A 20,166-nucleotide genomic window follows, 5' to 3' on the forward strand; every position below is an offset into this window, starting at 1 on the left:
GATGAAAGGTTTAATTAGATTGGTTTTCGTTTTGTCTTTTGCTCTTTGTTTAACTCAAGCACAGGAAAAAGGAAAAATAATAGGAAGGGTTGTTGATGCTAAAACCGAGGAAGGACTCCCAGCAGTAAATGTCATAGTCAAAGGAACATATTATGGTGCCGCGACAGATTTTGATGGAAGATTTGAAATTAGAAATGTAAATCCAGGAACCTATACGCTTGAGATTTCTATAATTGGTTATAAGAAAGTGACAATTACGGGAGTTAAGGTCACCGCTGGTGGAGTTACAGATTTGAAGACAATAAAAATGGAAGAAACGGTTTTAACACTTGAACAGGAAGTTGTCGTAATTGGCGAAAGACCACTTTTTGATATTGAAGAGACACAATCAAGAAGGACAATCACAGCCGAAGAAATTCAAATTGCACCTGTTCAAAATGTTAAAGACATCGTCACTCTTCAAGTTGGGGTTGTTTACAGCGATGAAGGAGTGCACATACGTGGTGGTAGAACTTATGAAAGTGCTTATCTTGTTGATGGTGTTTCAGTTCAAGATCCGCTTGCTGGAACAGGTTTCGGACTACAGCTGAGCCCAGATGCAATAGAAGAAATAGAAGTTATAACTGGTGGATTTAACGCTGAATATGGACAAGCGACATCAGGAGTTGTGAGAGTTAGGACAAGAGAGGGTGGTGATAAATTCCAAGGTAAATTCGCTTATAAATTTGATCATTTCGGCTTGAATAATAATTCGTCTTCAAACTTCAACACAGATATTTTTGAATTCAATTTAAGCGGTCCTTTCTTTAGATTATTGCCTGGTAAATTAACATTTTTTACGAATGGAACTATTGGTTTTTCAGACGGATACACTTATGGGAGAACGGGAAAAAGACCAGGGCGACTTTATTCTTCGCTCTTTCGGGAGATGTTAGGAAACAGATATCATCCTTCTTACACTCCACGAGCCGAAAACAGCTACATGGGGATGTTCAAACTAACTTGGAAACCATCAACTACTTTTAAATTAAATTACTCTTTCAGCTTTTCTGCAAGTGTAAACCAAAATACTCGCTCTCTTCAAATCACGCTTGAATATGTTGAACCTGGCCCTGGCTATCAATATGAATTTCAAAACATTTTATGGAACGCAAATGTCTATTCCCATCTAAATTTAAACCATCAAATTGGAATTACGCATACATTGAGCGAGAAAACATTTTACGAGCTAAATTTGAGCAGATATTTCACACGTTTAAGAAGCGATGCAAATGGTCTTGATTGGAGAGATTACAAAGAACCAAGAGATGTTCCACAAATACCACCGTATTACTATAACACAGGAAGCGATACGATAAGATTAATTCCTGGTGATGGATTTTACGATACAGGAAATCCATTTACATGGCATGACCATTCGGTAGTTGAATACACAATCAAGGGCGACTTAACTCATTTCTTCAGCGAGAAGAACAAGTTTAAAACCGGATTTGAGATGACATTCCAGAGGTTAAGGTTTGTTGATATATATCAGCCTTGGGTTCCACCGATGGGTTTGAATAATGATTTATATGAAGTTAGTCCTGCCTTCGGTGCTTTTTATGCGCAAGATAATATAACATTTAGCGGAATGATTTTGAATTTCGGTTTGAGATTTGATTATTGGTTCCCAGGTAAATTCGTTGATGATGCTGTTAGAAATCCTAATGTTGTCACGATTTCAGACGAAGCAAGGGAAAGATATTTCCGTGAGACATACAATTTCTTTGGACGAAGGTGGAAAGGTAGATTAAGCCCGCGACTTGGAATTTCGCATCCGATTTCAGACAATCAAACATTGTTTTTCTCTTACGGGCATTTTTCAAAGAGACCAAGACCGCAATTTGTTTACGCAAAACTTAATCCTGTCACAGCAAGATCAACTTTCCAAAAATTTGGAAATCCAAATCTCAATCCTGAAACAACCGTCGCATATGAGCTTGGCTTAAGAAATCAACTCACCGAAAACGATGTTTTGACAATAACTGCTTATTATAAAGACATTTTTGACTATGTCACAACGAAACAAGCAAGAATTACAATCGCTGGCCAACTTGGACGAAGCTATATAACTTATGTCAATCTTGATTATGCAAGAAGTCGCGGAATTGAAATTGAATATAAAAAGAGAATTGGGAGATGGTTCAGGGCAACTTTGAGCGGTTCTTATTCAATTGCAACAGGAAAAAGTTCGTCTCCAGATGAAGGAGTTCTTGCGATAAGAGGTGAAATCTATGAAAGTATTAAAGAAACATATCTCGTTTGGGATAGACCAATTCAAGCATCAGCGATATTTAATTTCTATGTTGAAAAAGGCAAAGGTATCTTTGGCTTTGGGAAAGGTGTCCTTGACAACTTTAATCTTTATCTCAGGGCATTTTATCAGTCAGGTAGAAGATATACTCCATATTACTTTACTGGCGACACTCTCCCGAATGGAAAGCCAATTTATGTGCCTGATTTGAGAAACAGATATAGCAAAGTAGGGAAACCGTGGTTCTGGGTTGATATGACTTTTGAAAAATACATAAAATTTGCTGGACTTGAATTCACTTTTCTCGTTGAGGTAACCAATCTTTTTGATAATAAAAATTCTCAGATAATTAATCCGATCACGGGAAGAGCTTACGAGTTTGGCGATCCAACGCCTGTTGATTGGAACGATCCTCTATATCCAGAACTTCAAGCGCCTGTTGATCCGTTTCCATTTAATCCGGCGAGATATTTGCCACAGCGTAACATAAAAGTGGGCTTCTCTATAAGATTTTAGGATTTATTTCAGTTTTTCTCTCAATAGATTGTTGGAGAGGAAAACGAGCAAGAGAGTTCAATGAAAATTAAAATTAGAAACTTGAAAAATGAAGAAATTAACAGTTTTAGTCATATCACTTGTTTTGTTGACCTGCGTATCTTACGCTCAACTTTTTCCAATACTTGGTGCACAGAGATCTGGGATTTCGGCAGCACAATTTTTGAAAATTTCAGTTGGAGCAAGGGCTGTTGGAATGGCTGATGCTTTCGTTGCAAATGCCACCGATGCTTCCGCTCTATATTGGAATCCTGCAGGGATAGTTCAATTCGGGACTAACGAAGTTATTCTTTCTCATACAAATTGGTTTGTGGATATAAAACACGACTTCATTGGCGGAGTTTATCACCTTTCAAGGAATGATGCGATTGGTTTGAGCTTGACAGCGCTTTACACCGATGATATGGAAATTACCACTGAAACACAACCTTACGGAACAGGGAGATATTTTAAGTATATTGACATGGCATTTGGTCTGACATATGCAAGAAGATTGACAAATCAATTTAGTTTCGGATTAACCGTTAAATACATTGATGAAACGATTGATGTTTTAAAAATGCAAGCTGTCCTTGTTGATCTCGGGACATTTTATTGGATGGGGCTTGGGACTGCAAGGTTTGCTGTTTCAATTTCTAACTTCGGTGGAGATATGGCGCCAAGGGGTGAGATTACTCTTTTAAGTGGTGAGAAAATTTCATCTTTTCAGTCGTTTTCTCCTCCAACTATGTTTAGGTTTGGATTTGCGTTTGAACCAATTATGAATGAAACGCATAAACTTACGACGGCGATACAATTGAATCATCCAAATGATAATGCTGAAAACTTTGGGATTGGAATTGAATATGGATTTAGGGAATCATTTTTCATTCGCGGTGGGTATAAAATAAACGCAGATGAGCAGAACTTCACAGCTGGCGCAGGTGTAGCTATAAAAACTGGACTTGTAAATTTGAACCTTGATTATGCTTTTGCAAGGTTTACGCGTCTTGGAAATACGCATAGATTTTCAATATTGTTCAAGTTTTGATTGAAAAATAAAAAAGCACAAACTGATGAAAAAAATATCACCTTTGATTTTAACGGCTTGGATATTCTTCCTGATCGGTTGTGGAAAAGAACTTGACATTTCACAATTTGATGATGTTCCGAGAGGTATTTCAATCTCCGACACAGTTTATGTTAAAGAAGGGGAAGATTGGAAAGAAGCAGGCGGGAAAGAATTTAAACAACCAGAGGACATACATATCGGACATGATGGATTTGTCTATATCGCAGATACTGGAAATGATAGAATTGTGATGCTTGATCTTGCAGGAAACTACATTGGTGAAAAGGAAATTTTAAAACCAGTTGCAATTGCGCAGGATAGAAGATTTAATTTGATAGTTGCTGGTGAGCTTGTAAAAGGAGGTTATAGATATGGTGCAATTTACAAGATAAGATTGTTTGAAGCGAGCCACAACATTAATGTCGCAAAGGTTGACACAATTTATTGGGAACCAGAAAAACCAGCAAGAAGATTCACAGGTGTTGCTGATTTGATTGACAACAGCTATTATGTGTGTCGCGTTGGACCTGACAACACAAGTATATTTGATCCTGATAACATGATATTGCATTTTAGTAAAAACGATTCTCTTTACCCGCGCGAGTATATTGATTTAACTCCGAACCTTGATGCAACTGGTAGCGGAATTCGTTCAATAAATCAAATGAGCGCGATAGCGACTTTTTCTGACAGAAGAAGGGCAACTGACTTTATCGTCGCGCAGACAGATCCTGGAGCAAATTTCAAAGTTAAATGGTTTCGTTTCAATCCTGGAAGTGAAGTCGTTCCACCTAATTGGGAAGCCTACTTCAAGCCGAATGCAACGGACTTAACAACTCAAGGTATTTTCGTAAGCCCAGAAGATGTCACGCTTGATACAAGGAACAATATCTATGTGATTGACTCTGGACTTGATTCCTTGATGAAATTTGATGTGAGAGGAAAGTTGTTGAAAGAGTCGTTTGGGCCGAGTAAGCTCGGGAAAGATAAGTTGAAAAATCCGAAAGGCGTTGCCTGGTTTGATAGGATTCTTTATATTGCTGATACTGGGAACAACAGGATTGTGCGATATAAATTATCAACTGATATAAGATAAAAGTAAGTTCTACTTTTAACGGGGTTTTGATTCAGCAGAGATTAAACGAAGACAGGTAATTATGTTTAAACTTGGGGGCAAAAAATGCCCCCAAGGTTTTTTATAATTAATTAGCTACTTCCCCTGGGTTAAGTTCAATTACGGCGTTTTTGAATTTTGCTGGCAAGTATTTCTTTAGCTCCGCTGGTGTCCCCGCAAGAAGTGGGAAAGTTCCATAGTGCATTGGTATTACATATTTGGGTGCGACAAGTTTTATTGCTTCCGCTGCTTCTTTTGGTCCCATTGTGAAATGTCCACCTATGCAAACAAGCATTAAATCGGGAGCATAAAGTTTTCGGATAAGCGCCATATCTCCAAACAATCCTGTATCCCCAGTGTGATAAACTTTAAAACCATTTTCAAACTCAACAACGAATCCAGCAGGGTTTCCTCCTTCAATAATGTTATTTCCATCTGAAATTCCAGAACTGTGGACTGCTGGAACCATTGTAATTTTAATTCCGTCAACCTCAACTGTGCCAGAATAATTCATTCCGATAAGTTGCTCTTCTGGCACGCCCTGGCGAGCAAGATATCTTGATATTTCAAAAATGCTTACGACTTTTGAACCGCTATTTTTTGCAATTGCAGGGGCAGAACCGATATGATCAAAATGTCCGTGTGTTAAGAGGATTATATCAGCTTTTTTTATGTCCTTTGCCATTTCTGGAGCTTTAGGGTTATCAAGCCAGGGATCAATCAAAATAATTTTCCCATTTGGTGATTTCAAAAGAAAAGCGGAATGTCCAAGCCAAGTGACTTCAACTCCTTTAAATCTTTTTACTGAGGCTTTCTTTTCCTTTGCGACCGCTGTTAATCCGACGATTAGAAATGAAGCTAAAATGAAAAGTAGAAGTGTTTTCATTTTCGCCTCCCGAATTTTGTTTTTTATAATTTTAAAAACTTTGCTGAAATTTTCAAGCGATCAAACATTGTTAAGTGTTTGACTTTCTTACTGCGTCCCTTATCGCTTCAGCTACTACATAAGATGAAAGTTCAGCTAATACTTCAAACTCGGTTTCAACTTGACCTGTTGCAAGCGTGAAAACAACATCACCATCATAGCTCGTATGAGATGGGCGAATTGATCTTGATATGCCATTGTTAGCACGCTTGGAAAGTTTATAAGATTCAATTTTCGTTAAACTTGCATTCGTCATCACGCAAATAAGAGTCGTATTTGTCCCGAATTGAATTTTTCTTTGTAGAGCGAAACGAAATTTCTTATCCTCAGCTATAAATTTGTTGTTTGCTCTCGCCCCTGCTATAATTTTGCCGTCCTCATCAATTACATCTCCAACGGAATTTACAACTGCAACTGCAGCGACAATTAAGTCATCAAGCTGGACAATATAAAAACCAAAACCACCGTTCATCCTATATTCAAATCCTGCCCATTTCCCAACTGTCGTCCCAGTTCCAGCTCCAACAAGACCCGTTTCAAAGTTAACGCTTGCGTTCAAACAAGCGTTGTATCCATCTTCAGCGGTAGGTCTGATTTTGGGATCTCCGACATTTAAATCGTAAACCACGGCAGATGGAACAATCGGAACCTTTGCCCAAGGTGTTTGATATCCAATCCCATTTTCTTCAAGAAAACGCATAACCCCATCCGCAGATGCGAGACCGAAAGCACTTCCGCCAGTTAATACAATCGCATGGACTTCCGAAACAGTCATATCTGGTGATAAAAGTTCAAGTTCACGACTTCCTGGCGCATTCCCACTTACAAAGCAACTACCAATGGTATTCGGAGGACATAAGATCACAGTACATCCAGTTAACGCCTCTTTGTTCGTTGAATGTCCGATTTTAAAGCCGAGTTTTTCAAACATGGCTTGATAATTTTATATCTTTTCAAAAAACATCAAAATTCCGATCACGATAAAAGCAATTGCGGCAATTTTTTCTATCACATGCTCTGGGACAAATTTAGTTATCACACCTCCCAAAAAAGCTCCAAGAAGCGTAATGAGCCCAAAAGCAACGATTGCACCGATGAAAACCGACACTGGTTTCTTTGACTCCGCCGATAAAGTTAACACAGCAAGTTGAGTTTTATCCCCAAGCTCTGCAAGAAAAATCGCCAAAAAAGTCGTTATTATAACTTTAAGGGACATTTTAAATCTTACCCTTTTTTGTTTTTGTATAGTTAAAATAAAGAAGGTAAAGGGAAACAATTCCTCCACCAAATATATTCGCAAAGGCATCGGTCACATCGGAGCTTCTGCCGGGAACATACTCCTGATAAATTTCACTCATTATTCCATAAACGACACAAACAAGGAATGCGAACGCTATGCTGAAATTTTTAAGGAAAACACTTTTTTCCTGATACTGAAGAGCACGATAGACAAGATATGACACTGTTCCAAATAAAAAGGCATGGACAAGTTTGTCAAACAAGTTAAATGGCTCTTCTGGAAAATAATCCCCTGGTATTGATGTTAACACGAATGTAAACCCTATCCAAAAAAGAGCGGGGAATTGGTATTTTAGAAAATTTTTCACCCCTTATCTTCTTTCATCACTTTTTGAATCGCTTCAGGAATTGAATTCAAAATATCCATTGCCATCATTGGAAGTTCACCAAGTTTATCTCTTGCGAGATCACCTGCAAGACCGTGCAAATAAACACCGCAGATCGCTGCATCAAGGGCACTTAAACCTTGTCCCATAAATCCAGCTATCATTCCTGTTAAAACATCACCGCTTCCAGCAGTTGCCATTCCGGGATTTCCTGTTGAATTTATAAAGACCTCTCCTTCGGGATTTGCGATAACTGTCGTATCACCTTTAAGGACAAGCACAACGCCATATTCAGTGGCAAAATTCCTTGCGACTTCTATTTTTTCTCGCTCAATTTTTTCAACTGGTAAATCAGTTAATCGGGAAAACTCACCAGAGTGAGGTGTTAAGACGATTTCATTGTGTAAACTTTTTAATATATTTAAATTTCCAACAAGTGCATTTAATCCATCGGCGTCAATTACAGCTTTTTTGTTCAACTTTTTAAGGATATTTAGGACAACTTGCTTCGTTTCATAATTTTTTGAAAGTCCAGGTCCAATTATTAAAACATCAGCCCATTCCATATGCTCTTCAATTAAATCAAGAGCGTTCCATCCAATTGTGTGTTCATTTGTTTCAGGCAAAGGTAGCTTCATCACTTCGGTTAATTTCATTTCAAGTATAGGGCTTAAGCTTTCCGGGACTCCAGCTATAACCGCACCTGCTCCAACTTTCATCGCTGAAAGTGTTGACATTGTGGCAGCTCCTGTAAGTCCGGGCGAACCGACAAGTGCGAAAATTTTGCCACAACTATATTTATGTGCATTGAATGGTCTTACAGGTAATCTTTTTTTAATATCAATTTGCTCAAGATAATAAGTTTTTATCCCCATAATTTGGTAAACGAAGCTCGGTATCCCGATATCAATTATGTAAATTTTTCCTGGTAGGATCTTGCCCAAGTTAAGCATTAAGCCTGTCTTTGGAAGTCCCATCGTTGCAGTAAGATCAGCGCGAACCGCAATTCCAGCAACTTCACCTGTATCGCCATCTAAGCCGGATGGAATATCAATTGAGACAGTGTAAGCACGAATTGAATTTATCCAACTTATCACATCATAGAATAAACCTTGAACTTTTCCTTTAAAACCAGTCCCAAATATAGCGTCAATCACAAGATCAGGTCTTGGATACTTTTCAAGGTCTTTCACATCTTTCAAGGTTATTATTTCAAAGACATCAATTTCGCGTTTATTCTTATTGATGCGTAATGCAATTTCATAGTTTGTTTTCGCATCGCCTCGCAATTTTTCAGGTTCAGATAGAAGAAAGACATAGACATCAGCTTTCATCCCGAAAAGTTTTCTCGCAACCGCAAGCCCATCACCACCGTTATTTCCAGAGCCGCAAAAGACAAAAACTTTCTTTCCAGCAACACCACCATATTTCATCAATATGGAATTAACCACACCCTGTGAAGCATTTTCCATTAGTAAAAGCCCCGGAATTCCAAGTTGATCTATAGCATAACTATCACATTTTCTCATCTCTTCCGTAGATGCAACAAGAAGCATATAGCGAACTAAAATTTTAATTTTAAAGCTAAAACAAACGCTCAAGATATTTTGTCACAAATGACGGCAAAATACCTATCAAAAATACTCCAACAGCTGAAATAATTACAGCAAATGCGCCCGAAAATGAAATTTTAACTTCATCGGGATTTGAAACGATTTCTAAAGTTGGCTCTTTAAGATACATATTTACCACGACATTTAGATAATAATAAACCGACACAAGAGTTGCAAGCACCCCAACCACTGCAAGCCAAGTCATTCCAGCTTGAACCGCCGATGCAAAAAGGTAATACTTTCCGACGAATCCGGCGAATGGCGGAAATCCAGTTAAGGCAAACATGAAAATTGCCATCAAAACACCAAGCAAAGGTTTTCTATACCCAAGACCTACATAATCCTTTATGTCAAGAGATTTATTTTCTTCTTTTTCAATTATTGAAACGATCCCAAAGGCACCAACTTGCATTAAGACATAAGCAAGTGAATAATAAAGAACCCCCTGCTTACCAAGCTCATTTGCAGAAGCAAGTCCAACGAGAATATAACCTGCGTGTGCTATACTTGAATAAGCAAGGATTCGTTTTATGTTTGTTTGTGAAATTGCGATTATATTTCCCAAAATCATTGATAAAACTGAAATTATTGCTATCGCTTGTCTTACTTGCTCATTTGCTCCATTGAAGCCAAATATAAATACAAGAACGAAAGCACCAAATGCTGCTGATTTAGAAACTGCAGACATAAAACCACTTGCAGGGGTTGGAGCGCCTTCATATGCATCAGGTGCCCACATATGAAATGGAACAGCGGCGACTTTGAAAGAAAATCCTATTAACAAAAGCCCAGCTCCAAGCCAAAAGAGAAAATCGTTTTGATAGTTCTGAAAATTTGCTGATATGATTTTTAAATTTGTCGTTGTTGTGCTTCCGTAGATGAATGTAATTCCAAATAGTAGAAATCCTGTTGCGAATGCACCGAGGAGAAGATATTTTAGTGCAGCTTCATTTGACTTTGGATCTGTGCGAACAAAGCCAGCGAGAACATAAAGTGAGATGGACATCAACTCTATACCAAGAAATGTAATAATTAAATCAAGACCTGAAGCAAGTAGCATCATTCCAGCAGTCGCAAACAAGATCAATATATAAAACTCGCCATAATTTGTCCCGCGCTTAACAAGATAATCTTTTGAGAGCAAAATTGTAAGCAAAGCACCGATGGAAAAAACGAAATCAAAAAAGCTTGCATAACCACCGACGGCAACCATGCCGTTAAAAGCAGTTGAATACATTGGATAAGTATAAACTGATAAAAATCCAGCGATTATGAGGGAAATTATGCTGAAGATATAACTTAAAGTTTCACTCTTTTTAACAAGTGCTTCAATAATTACGACGACTAATCCAGCAAGTGATACTGCTAAAATCGGCGATATCCCGATCAGGTCCGTGTAAAAGTTCATTGTGTTTAATTTATACTTAGTTTTGAATTTATCTGAAGAAAACGAACCATATGAAAGTGAAGATCGGTAATAAAATCGGTATTGAATACTTTATCATGTATCCAAAGAAACTTGGCATTTTAATGCGAAATTGTTCTGCTATTGATTTAACCATAAAGTTGGGACCGTTTCCAATGTATGTCATCGCACCAAACATAACTGCGCTTACCGAAATCGCTTGAACATATCTCCACGAATCAGCTGTTATTGGAAGGACATTAAAGTTATGTGAAAATTCAAGATGAGCCAAGTCGTTTGGAGATAGCAATCCAAGCATAGCTTTCATGTGAACGGGATTATCAACATTTAACCCATGAAGTCCAAACGCTGCGCTGAGAAAGTTTAAATATGTTGGAGCATTATCAAGAAAACTTGATAAAATCCCGGTGCCCCAGAAAAATTGTCCTGGATGTGTGATGCCAAGCTTTTCAGCGTTGAGCTCAAGCCAGTCAAGAGCTGGAACCATCGTTGCAAAGATTCCTGCAAATAAAATAGCAACCTCTTTTATTGGGATGAAGTTGAAATCATTTCTTTCATGGATTTCTCTCTTCGTGGTAAGATAACTTGCGACCGCTGAAGCGATCATTATGATTTCGCGAATTGGCTCTTTGAGGAAAACCGCACCGAGAATTATAAAGAGGAATATAACATTGTGTAATCCTTCAACAACCGCTTCTTCTCCTTTTGACTCAATTTCTTTTTCCATTTCGTCAGGCAGCTTCTTATAATGATGTCTGTCAATTATATAAAAGATCAATAAAATTAAAGCGACTGAAATAAGCCAAATATACCAGACCCTTGTTATCACCCAGAAAAAGGGAACACCTTTAAGATAACCCAAAAAGAGAGGAGGATCACCGATAGGAGTTAACATTCCGCCTATATTTGAAACGATAAAAATGAAAAATACAATATGGTAAGCGGAAATTCGGTATTTATTTAACCTAATGTAAGGTCTTATTAAAACCATTGATGCTCCAGTTGTTCCAAGAAGGTTGGAGATAACAGCTCCAATTCCAAGCAATATAACATTTGCAAGTGGTGTTGACCGACCCTTAACTCTTATATGAATTCCTCCAGCTACAACGAAAAGAGAACCAATTAGTGAGATAAAGCTAAAATATTCAATCGCAGTATGAATCATTCTCGGCGCGTTTTTCAAGATAAAAAAGTAGTAAACAACTGTCACAGCGCCTAATGCAAATGAAACCAATGGATAATTATGCTCCCACCAGTGCCGATTTATAAATGGCATTAGCGCAATTGAGAGTAAAAGTAATATAAAAGGTGCAATCATGACCGGATTAACTGGAAGGATTTCATATTCTATCGCAAAGGCATCCGACATAGGAAAAAATAACAAGAACAAACTGATTATGCAAAAGGCAAGTAATTTTCTCATTTCAAATTTTCCTTAAATTTGTTTTACAACAAAAATGTTTTAACCAAAAATGCAACCATCCCTATTAGGTAGATGATCACGAAAATAAATAATCTATCTATTCGCTTATTTACATCGTCAAACCTTTTATTCACATCATCAAACCTTTTGTTAACATCATCAAATCTCTTATTAACATCGTCAAATCTCTTGTTCACATCATTGAACTGTTCCTTTACCCACATAAGCTCTGATTTTATGTCCCTAATATCTTGGCGAATGATATCAAGCTCTCTAAAGACGATTGCGAACGGATCTGCGCGATATGTGTATTCTCCAGACTTCTCTTTTACCTGTTTCATTAGAATTTGGTTCCTCTATATTTAAAATTTCGTGTTTATCTTACTGCTCTGAAAATTCCAGCCTTATATCTTTCCATCTGCTCAACTATTTTCTTAACATTTGATTCCGACTTCTTTAAAAATGTATTCGGGTAAACACCGATCCATACTATAAAAATTAACACAAAAACAAGGGAAATTGCTTCACGAAGGTTTAAATCTTTTATCTTTTCGTTCTCAGGTTTCGTGACCTTTCCGAAGAAAATTCTTTGATATGCGGTGAGAAGATAAACCGCAGCAAGAATTACTCCGAGCGCAGCAAAAATTGCAAAAGCTGATGTGCCCAAAAACTTTGATTTGAAAGAACCAAGCAAAATCAAAAACTCGCCTACAAATCCATTTAATCCCGGCAAGCCAAGCGATGAAAGTGCAACGATCATAAAAAATGTGGCATAGACCGGTGTAACACGAGCAAGTCCTCCAAATTCTTCAATCATTCTCGTATGACGCCTATCATAAATCATTCCAACAAGCATAAACAATGCCCCCGTTGACAAACCATGGTTTACCATTTGAATTAAAGCACCTTGAACACTTTCAACGGTTAAGCCCATCAATCCAAGAACAACAAATCCAAGGTGACTTACCGATGAATAAGCAACTAGCTTTTTAAGATCAGGTTGAACAAACGAAACAAGAGCACCATAAATTATACCAATTACAGCAAGAATGGCAATGTACGGTAAAAATAGAAATGTCGCATCAGGGAATAGAGGGATTGAAAATCTCAAAATTCCATAGGTTCCCATTTTCAAAAGAACACCAGCAAGAATTACACTTCCAGCGGTAGGTGCTTCAACATGTGCATCAGGAAGCCAGGTGTGAAACGGAAATAAAGGAACTTTTATCGCGAAGCTTAATGTGAAGGCAAGAAACATTAAAATTTGTGCATTTAAAGAAATCTTGGGAGCAATTTCATAAAGTTTTTGAAGATCAGCTGTGAATTGTCCATTTATCTGGCTTGCAAAGTTTCCAAGTGCAATAATCGCAACCAGCATCAGTAAACTACCGACCATCGTATATATCACAAATTTTATGGCAGCGTAAATTCTATTCTCACCGCCCCATATCCCGATTATAAAATACATCGGAATTAACATCACTTCCCAGAAAATATAAAACAGAAAAGTATCAAGCGCGCAAAAGACGCCGTTCATACCTGTTTCAAGAAGTAGAAACATTATAACATATCCCTTAACCCTTTTCTCAACAGAACCCCAAGTTGCAAGCAATCCAATAGGTGTTAGAAATGTCGTTAAAACTAAAAGCAAGAGCGAAATCCCATCAATTCCAACCCTGTATGCAATGTCAAGTGATTTGATCCAAGGATAAACTTCAACAAATTGAAACTTGACATTTTCTGGATCATATTTTACAAATACATAAACTGAAAGAGCAAATGTTATGGTAGAGAATAATATCCCAAGGAACTTTATCAAATTTTTCTTTTCGCTATTTATAAGCGAGATCACAAGTGCGCCAACTGTTGGTAAGAAAATTATCAAGCTTAGGATATGTTTCTGGAGCAACTCCATTTTTCAATCTCTTTAAATTTTTGTTTCAAAAAATAATCCAGAGAACAATTAAAATTCCGATTACGAAAATGACCGCGTAAAATTGAACGATCCCATTTTGAACATACCTAATTATTGAGCTTATCGTTGATGTGATTTTTGCACTTCCATTGACAATTCCATCAATAATTTTTACATCAAAAAATCTCCACAGCAATTTTTCGCTTCCCCACACGACCGGCTTAACAACAACCGCATCGTAAATTTCATCCACATAATATTTGTTATAAACGATCTTATAAATTCCATAAAAGTTTTGTGTGATCTTTCCAACCAAATCCATTCTCTGTAAATAAAGATAGCGCGCAAGCAGTATACCGCCGACACCAATTAAAACCGATAGAAACATAAGTAGAAACTCTGTCGTAGTTGAATGCACCGCTGTTTCAAGAATAAGTTTTGCGTGTGCATCTTCAAACACAGGTTCAAGCCAGTGGTGTAAAAGATTTTTCACTCCGAAAGATTCAGGAATTCCAATAAATCCGGAAACAACGGAGAAAAATCCAAGTATGATTAAAGGAATTGTCATAACTTTGGGCGCTTCGTGAGGATGTTTCGCTCCATATCTTGGTGGTGTTTCAAAAACAAGTGCAACCAATCTGAACATGTAAAAAGCTGTCATAAATGCACCGACTGCTCCAATAAGCCAAAGCCAAAAATAACCTTTTGAATAAGCGCCCCAAAGTATCTCATCTTTGCTGAAAAATCCAGAGAGAGGTGGAATTCCAGCAATTGCAAGTGAAGCGATGAAGAAAGTTTTATATGTTATAGGCAAATGTTCTTTTAGTCCACCCATTTTTTGAATGTCTTCCTCGTTATCAAGAGCATGCATCACCGCACCAGCTCCAAGGAAAAGCAAAGCTTTGAAAAATGCATGTGTTGTAAGATGAAATATACCAGCAGAGAACGCACCAACCCCCATAGCAAGGAACATATAACCAAGTTGGCTTATCGTTGAATAGGCAAGAACTTTTTTAATTCCATTTTGAACAAGTCCCATTGAAGCAGCATAGACAGCGGTCAATGCCCCAATTATTGCTACGATTTCCATCGTAGTTGGAGAAAGCGCATATAGCACGGAAGAGCGAGCAATCATATAAACACCAGCAGTTACCATCGTCGCAGCGTGAATCAATGCACTTACGGGAGTCGGTCCAGCCATCGCATCAGGAAGCCAAACATAAAGCGGAATTTGAGCGGATTTACCAGTTGCGCCAATAAATAAAAGTAAAGTTATCCAAAAAATAGTTGTATCACCAGATTGAAGCTTGCTTGCAATTGAGAAAACAGTGTTATAATCCAAACTTCCAAAATACTTATACATTAAAAACAAGGCAATGAGAAAACCGAAGTCACCAATTCTATTCACGATAAATGCCTTCCTTCCCGCATCACTTGTCGTCATCTTTTCAAAAGGTCTATCATACCAAAATCCAATCAAAAGATAGGAGCATAAACCAACACCTTCCCATCCAAGAAACATAAGTAGATAATTATCAGCAAGGACAAGCGTAAGCATCATAAATATGAATAAATTCAAATAAGCAAAAAATCTCGCAAATCCTTTATCGCCGTGCATGTAGCCAATTGAATAAATATGAATCAAAAATCCAACACCTGTCACAACCATAGCCATTAAGATTGAAAGCGGATCAACAAGGTATGAGAAGGAAATATCTAACCCACCAGTCTTTATCCATGAAAAGTATTCAACGATGAACCTCCTCTCATAGGATGGTAATCCAAGTAATTCAATATATATCAAGAGCGAAACAACAAAAGATGCTCCAACTGTTAAACTTCCAAACCAACCTATTATTTTTTCTTTCTTTATCTTCCACCCGAGTAGACCATTGATAATAAAACCAACTAACGGAAATATGAGTGCAAGTCCAATGTACTTATGCATTTTTCAGGTGCCTCTTTTTTTAATTTACCATTTTAATAGATTGATTTCATCAATGTTTACTGTTAACCTGTTTCTGAAGATCGCAATCACGATTGCAAGTCCAACTGAAACTTCTGCAGCTGCAACCACCATGACGAAAAATACAAGCATTTGGCCAATTTCATTCCCGATATAGCTTGAAAATCCCACGAGCGCAAGATTTACAGAGTTTAACATTAATTCAATACACATAAATATGACAATCGCATTCCTTCTTATTAAAACTCCAAGGACTCCGATCGTGAAAAGAATTAAACTTAAAAATAAATACCACGACAGAGGTATCATGATTTTTCTCCGTAGCTTTTGTTTTGGTTTGGGCTAACTTTCAAAGCAATCACCATATCTAAGCTACTCAAATTTTCTTTTAGCGAGGACAATTGCGCCAACTATCGCAACGATTAAAATCAGGGAAGTTATCTCAAACGGCAGGATGTAGCTGGTAAAAAGTTTTTCGCCGATAAATTCAATCTTACCGAGTTCAATTGAATTATCAGCTGGTTTCAAAAATCTTCCGCTCATTGATTTACCAAGCCCTATAGCAATTTGTGCGAAGACAAGAAAAACAAGGACGAAAGCAATTAATCTCTTCACATCAAATTTATCGCTTAACCTTTTCTCGTCCTGAAGGTTCAATAACATTATAACAAATACGAAAAGAACCATTATAGCACCAGCATAAACGAGAACTTGAATTATAGCAATGAACTGAGCATTTAGAGTAAGGTATAAAATTGAGAGAGATAAAAAGTTAACTATCAAAAAAATTGCGCTTTTCACTGGATTGGCACGAGTTATCATCAAAATTGCGGACGCAATTGAAATAAAAGCGAGAATAAAGAAAACAAGTGCTTGTGAGGTCATCTCGCAAAGCTTTTATTTTTTAAATTCGTTGATAAATATAAAAATTTGAACCGAAATAAACAACGAATTCAGGTGGCTAAATCAAAAATTTTTACGAAGATTGAAAAATTTAACACGCTTTAATAAATTTACCAATAAAAGTAATGAGATCCGTGAAATGAAAATCCCGCTATTTCTCCTGTTAGCAATAAACTTACTCCTATCTCAACCAAAGCAAGACACGGTGAAATTTTACCCACTCTTTAAGTTCAACATCCACTCAAACACAATGGAATTTAACCAAGAGCAGATTGAAAGAATTGATTATAAATTTTTTACCGATATTTTCATCTCAAGATTTGCTCTCTTTTCAAACGAACTCGGTGAGAACGGTAAACCAGTGAATTTAAACTTTAATTTCTTTGACATGCGCCTATCACATTTTTTCCTCAACGGCAGAACTCTTACTGGTTATATTTACCCGTATCAATTTTTGCATATACTTCCACTTGATAATATCTATGAGATTGAGGTTATTCACAATTTTTCTGCGCCAATTTTTCAAAATTCAAACGCATCGGCAACGAATTTTGTTTTTAAAAATATCTTCAATATACGACCTATCACGAGAATTCGCTATGTTGAGGATGCTTATGATTTCATCGCAACCGATGGAAGTTTTTCTTACAACTTTTATAAAAACTTAAACTTAACTTTAGGATTTCGTAGAAGCACATCATCAGGTAGATTTTTAAACTCAAGACACGACGCTTGGAATTTATTCATAAATTCTCTTTGGGAACCTATGAAAAATTTAAAGCTCTCATTTCTTAACATCTATACGATAATGAGCGCAGGGCTAAATGGTGGAATTGACACAACGAAAGCACCACCAGATGCAGAGAATATAATCTATAACGAAAGAATAGCCCCTGTCCTTGATGTAAATTCTTCTTTATCTTCAAAAAGAAACGACCTAACGATATTGTCAACTTATCAAATTGATTCAACTAGTTCAATTGACTTCACGATTTATCATACTTTTCAAATTGATAATCTTTCAATGCGTAGGGAGTCAAACAAGAGAAATTCAAACTTTTACGGGCTAAAAATGAATTTCAAAACAAGTTTTGCATTCGTTGACTTTAATGGCGGATTTGAAATTCAAAAAAATAAATTGAATCTCTATCTTTCAACTGATACGCTTTTAGCTAAATATGTCTCATCGGGGTCAAAGTCCATACTATCTTTTTCTGGCTTTTTAAACTCATATGTGAAGATTCGCGCTTTCAGTTTTTCCCCATTTGTCAGGATTGAAAATCTTTCTGGTAGAACGATTTCAAATTACGGGCTTGGAATTGAGTGGGAATTTGGAAATTTGAAGCTTCGCTCTGGATTTTCGCATTCTAAACGAGTCCCAACTTTACTTGAACAATTTATAACTAATTCGTCCGATTTTGAAAAACACCAGGTTTATGAAACCGGTTTAAGATTTGAGATCAAAAATTTTTTAGTTGACTTCAAAATTCAAAATAGAAAAATCAATAATTTTCTCGTCTTTCACGATTCTTCATTTTATAGAACTTACATCAGCAGAACATTCGGAGAGTTGGGAATTAAATACAAACTTTGGCGTATTAATTTTTTGCTAAAATCATCTTTGATTTTAAACAAAATCTCCAAACCTTATCCGCGATATATTTTCAACGCCGAAACCTTCTACGAAGGTAAGTTAACACGAACCCTTGATTTAATAGCAGGCGTTAGAGTAAAAACATTGGACAAGTTTAACGCTTTCAGATTTATAAATTCAGCATTGCTGTTTGTTGAAAGCAGTTATGAAATAAGGAAGCTCACAACGATTGATTTGTTCGCAAGTGGAAAGATTAAAAATGTAGTTATATTTTTGACGCTTGCAAACATCACAAATGCAAGATATATGACCACAGCGTTTTATCCTATGCAGGATAGAAGTTTAAGATTTGGGGTTATATGGACATTTTTGGATTAACGCCAGGTGTTTCTTGGCCATTCGTCCCATAGTGGAGTTATCAAACGGTAATCTCCAAATCCAGTTTCATCAATAAATATAAATCGTCTGTTAATCTCGTAATAATACCATATCTCATATGGTTTGCTGTCTATATCAAACGGATGTCTGTCAACACTGCTTGGTGGTCCGAAGATTATATAAACCATTCCCATATCTGTCTTCCATCCTTCAATATAATGTCCAAAGTGTTCATTTGCATACTTGACTCTACCGTAATATTCCTCCATAAGTTCATTTTTAAGCGTGTTTGGAGTAGGGTCTCTCTTACGCCAAAATTCAAGAAATCTTCTTTCTTTTTCTGCATCATCCGCCGATGATTTTATATACTTTAACTCCTCAGGTTTCGCAATATAAACAAGTTGCTCAATTGCTTTATCAAGATCGGTTATTAGATCTGGAATTTCAAGCCATCTTGCGGTGAAGTTTCGCTGGGAAATAGTATAATAGTCAGGATTTGAATTCATCCTTGCTTCAACGAAAATAATGTAATCCCCAAATCCAAGCTGGAGTTCCGGAACCTCAAGTATAACTGAATTTTTCCCCGGTTTTATAAACTCGCTAATTTTTCCAGTGCGAATTGTTATCTGTTCTTTTTTTCTGCCCTTTATTTTGTTGATTTTGTAAACTATTCCAACTGAATCAGAGCTATTGGTGTTATTATAAATTTCAAAGAAAACATAAAAATTTTGTGTGGTGTTTGAAGTGATCGTGTTTGATACATTTGGAACGATTATTTTTTGATTGTTTTCAAATTTAACGGAGGAAACAAACATCAGGTCGCTCATGGTCAATGGATTTTTCATGAAGTTTCGTACGCTTATGAATCCATCTTTCTTTAGCCCGTATTTGGTATCAAGATCTATTACTTGGACGCTGATCTTATAATCGCCGAACGGGAGATTCAAAAATACCTGTGAAATGTCTAAGAAAGCTTTTGAAATCGTTTGCTCAAAATTTTCAGCGATGACTTTTTGAGTCCAAACTTTTTCAGTTACATATTTACCTTTGAGAGTTGAAACGTTAACTATAACCTCATAATTTGCGACATAATTTCCGCCTTCTTTAATGAACTGAAGATATTCATATGGAATTTGGATGTAAATATCTACTCTGCTTTCGTTTTGGTTTAGGTCTCCCGCGAAGTTCAAGGCATTAAAATAAAATTGAGGGTCTGAATAGCTTCGTGGAGAGCTTGCTTCAACCTGTGCTAAAGTTATATTTGATATTAGAATTAGCAAAATTAAAACGAAATTTTTCATTGCTCCTCCACCCGATTTGCCATCGGCTTTAAATTTTGTTTCCAAAAAATTTTAACAAGAATTTATTTCACTCTGTTTCTTTCT

Annotated in this window: 17 protein-coding genes; 4 read left to right on the forward strand and 13 right to left on the reverse strand. The window is 36.8% G+C overall.

Annotated elements, in window-relative coordinates; all coding sequences use genetic code 11:
• The first annotated feature begins 1 nt into the window (after window position 1).
• The 3 genes from NZ923_04565 (at window position 2) to NZ923_04575 (ending at window position 4,995) form a co-directional block, all read left to right on the forward strand.
• Complete coding sequence (locus NZ923_04565; protein ID MCS7229294.1) at window positions 2–2,809, forward strand: TonB-dependent receptor; 2,808 nt, start codon at window positions 2–4, stop codon at window positions 2,807–2,809.
• A gap of 88 nt (window positions 2,810–2,897) precedes the next feature.
• On the forward strand, window positions 2,898–3,878 hold the full coding sequence (locus NZ923_04570; GenBank protein ID MCS7229295.1) for a PorV/PorQ family protein: 981 nt from the start codon (window positions 2,898–2,900) through the stop codon (window positions 3,876–3,878).
• 25 nt (window positions 3,879–3,903) lie between these two features.
• Window positions 3,904–4,995 carry a hypothetical protein gene (locus tag NZ923_04575; protein MCS7229296.1) on the forward strand — a complete coding sequence of 364 codons (1,092 nt, stop codon included), beginning with the start codon at window positions 3,904–3,906 and terminating at the stop codon, window positions 4,993–4,995.
• Window positions 4,996–5,101: 106 nt separating this feature from the next.
• Here the strand turns inward: NZ923_04575 and NZ923_04580 are convergent, their stop codons facing one another.
• The 12 genes from NZ923_04580 to NZ923_04635 form a co-directional block, all read right to left on the reverse strand.
• Window positions 5,102–5,899: a metal-dependent hydrolase gene (locus NZ923_04580; protein MCS7229297.1), complete on the reverse strand. Its 798-nt coding sequence runs from the start codon at window positions 5,897–5,899 to the stop codon at window positions 5,102–5,104.
• 70 nt (window positions 5,900–5,969) lie between these two features.
• Entirely contained in the window at window positions 5,970–6,869 is a 900-nt protein-coding gene (locus NZ923_04585; protein ID MCS7229298.1) for a P1 family peptidase, read from the reverse strand.
• 12 nt (window positions 6,870–6,881) lie between these two features.
• Window positions 6,882–7,154: a TMEM165/GDT1 family protein gene (locus NZ923_04590; GenBank protein ID MCS7229299.1), complete on the reverse strand. Its 273-nt coding sequence runs from the start codon at window positions 7,152–7,154 to the stop codon at window positions 6,882–6,884.
• Between the two features lies 1 nt (window position 7,155).
• Window positions 7,156–7,545, reverse strand: coding sequence for a VanZ family protein (locus tag NZ923_04595; protein MCS7229300.1), 390 nt, complete (start codon window positions 7,543–7,545; stop codon window positions 7,156–7,158).
• On the reverse strand, window positions 7,542–9,164 hold the full coding sequence (locus tag NZ923_04600; GenBank protein ID MCS7229301.1) for an NAD(P)H-hydrate dehydratase: 1,623 nt from the start codon (window positions 9,162–9,164) through the stop codon (window positions 7,542–7,544). The genes NZ923_04595 and NZ923_04600 overlap by 4 nt, the downstream gene beginning before the upstream one ends.
• Window positions 9,148–10,584 carry an NADH-quinone oxidoreductase subunit N gene (locus tag NZ923_04605; protein MCS7229302.1) on the reverse strand — a complete coding sequence of 479 codons (1,437 nt, stop codon included), beginning with the start codon at window positions 10,582–10,584 and terminating at the stop codon, window positions 9,148–9,150. Before NZ923_04605 ends, NZ923_04600 begins: the two co-directional genes overlap by 17 nt.
• A 28-nt stretch (window positions 10,585–10,612) precedes the next feature.
• Window positions 10,613–11,971, reverse strand: a complete 1,359-nt coding sequence (locus tag NZ923_04610) for a sodium:proton antiporter (protein ID MCS7229303.1) — start codon at window positions 11,969–11,971, stop codon at window positions 10,613–10,615.
• Window positions 11,972–12,048: 77 nt separating this feature from the next.
• Window positions 12,049–12,366: a hypothetical protein gene (locus NZ923_04615; GenBank protein MCS7229304.1), complete on the reverse strand. Its 318-nt coding sequence runs from the start codon at window positions 12,364–12,366 to the stop codon at window positions 12,049–12,051.
• Window positions 12,367–12,401: 35 nt separating this feature from the next.
• On the reverse strand, window positions 12,402–13,934 hold the full coding sequence (locus NZ923_04620; GenBank protein ID MCS7229305.1) for an NADH-quinone oxidoreductase subunit M: 1,533 nt from the start codon (window positions 13,932–13,934) through the stop codon (window positions 12,402–12,404).
• 31 nt (window positions 13,935–13,965) lie between these two features.
• Window positions 13,966–15,888: an NADH-quinone oxidoreductase subunit L gene (gene nuoL / locus NZ923_04625; GenBank protein MCS7229306.1), complete on the reverse strand. Its 1,923-nt coding sequence runs from the start codon at window positions 15,886–15,888 to the stop codon at window positions 13,966–13,968.
• A 24-nt stretch (window positions 15,889–15,912) separates the two neighbouring features.
• Entirely contained in the window at window positions 15,913–16,212 is a 300-nt protein-coding gene (gene nuoK, locus NZ923_04630) for an NADH-quinone oxidoreductase subunit NuoK (protein ID MCS7229307.1), read from the reverse strand.
• Between the two features lie 66 nt (window positions 16,213–16,278).
• Entirely contained in the window at window positions 16,279–16,791 is a 513-nt protein-coding gene (locus NZ923_04635) for an NADH-quinone oxidoreductase subunit J (protein ID MCS7229308.1), read from the reverse strand.
• Between the two features lie 268 nt (window positions 16,792–17,059).
• Between NZ923_04635 and NZ923_04640 the strand changes: the two genes are divergently transcribed.
• On the forward strand, window positions 17,060–18,781 hold the full coding sequence (locus tag NZ923_04640; protein ID MCS7229309.1) for a hypothetical protein: 1,722 nt from the start codon (window positions 17,060–17,062) through the stop codon (window positions 18,779–18,781).
• Here the strand turns inward: NZ923_04640 and NZ923_04645 are convergent.
• On the reverse strand, window positions 18,778–20,127 hold the full coding sequence (locus NZ923_04645) for a GWxTD domain-containing protein (GenBank protein MCS7229310.1): 1,350 nt from the start codon (window positions 20,125–20,127) through the stop codon (window positions 18,778–18,780). The genes NZ923_04640 and NZ923_04645 overlap by 4 nt on opposite strands.
• Window positions 20,128–20,166 lie beyond the last annotated feature (39 nt).

Origin of the sequence: Candidatus Kryptonium sp., from assembly GCA_025060635.1 — a bacterium.
Classification (GTDB): Bacteria; Bacteroidota; Ignavibacteria; order Kryptoniales; family Kryptoniaceae; genus Kryptonium.

Excerpts from the sequence above, each read along its gene's own strand:
- NZ923_04565 (MCS7229294.1), top strand. The coding sequence starts at position 2 with ATGAAAGGTTTAATTAGATTGGTTTTCGTTTTGTCTTTTGCTCTTTGT.
- NZ923_04570 (MCS7229295.1), top strand. The coding sequence starts at position 2,898 with ATGAAGAAATTAACAGTTTTAGTCATATCACTTGTTTTGTTGACCTGC.
- NZ923_04575 (MCS7229296.1), top strand. The coding sequence starts at position 3,904 with ATGAAAAAAATATCACCTTTGATTTTAACGGCTTGGATATTCTTCCTG.
- NZ923_04580 (MCS7229297.1), bottom strand. The coding sequence starts at position 5,899 with ATGAAAACACTTCTACTTTTCATTTTAGCTTCATTTCTAATCGTCGGA.
- NZ923_04585 (MCS7229298.1), bottom strand. The coding sequence starts at position 6,869 with ATGTTTGAAAAACTCGGCTTTAAAATCGGACATTCAACGAACAAAGAG.
- NZ923_04590 (MCS7229299.1), bottom strand. The coding sequence starts at position 7,154 with ATGTCCCTTAAAGTTATAATAACGACTTTTTTGGCGATTTTTCTTGCA.
- NZ923_04605 (MCS7229302.1), bottom strand. The coding sequence starts at position 10,584 with ATGAACTTTTACACGGACCTGATCGGGATATCGCCGATTTTAGCAGTA.
- NZ923_04610 (MCS7229303.1), bottom strand. The coding sequence starts at position 11,971 with ATGTCGGATGCCTTTGCGATAGAATATGAAATCCTTCCAGTTAATCCG.
- NZ923_04615 (MCS7229304.1), bottom strand. The coding sequence starts at position 12,366 with ATGAAACAGGTAAAAGAGAAGTCTGGAGAATACACATATCGCGCAGAT.
- nuoL (MCS7229306.1), bottom strand. The coding sequence starts at position 15,888 with ATGCATAAGTACATTGGACTTGCACTCATATTTCCGTTAGTTGGTTTT.
- NZ923_04635 (MCS7229308.1), bottom strand. The coding sequence starts at position 16,791 with ATGACCTCACAAGCACTTGTTTTCTTTATTCTCGCTTTTATTTCAATT.
- NZ923_04640 (MCS7229309.1), top strand. The coding sequence starts at position 17,060 with ATGGAATTTAACCAAGAGCAGATTGAAAGAATTGATTATAAATTTTTT.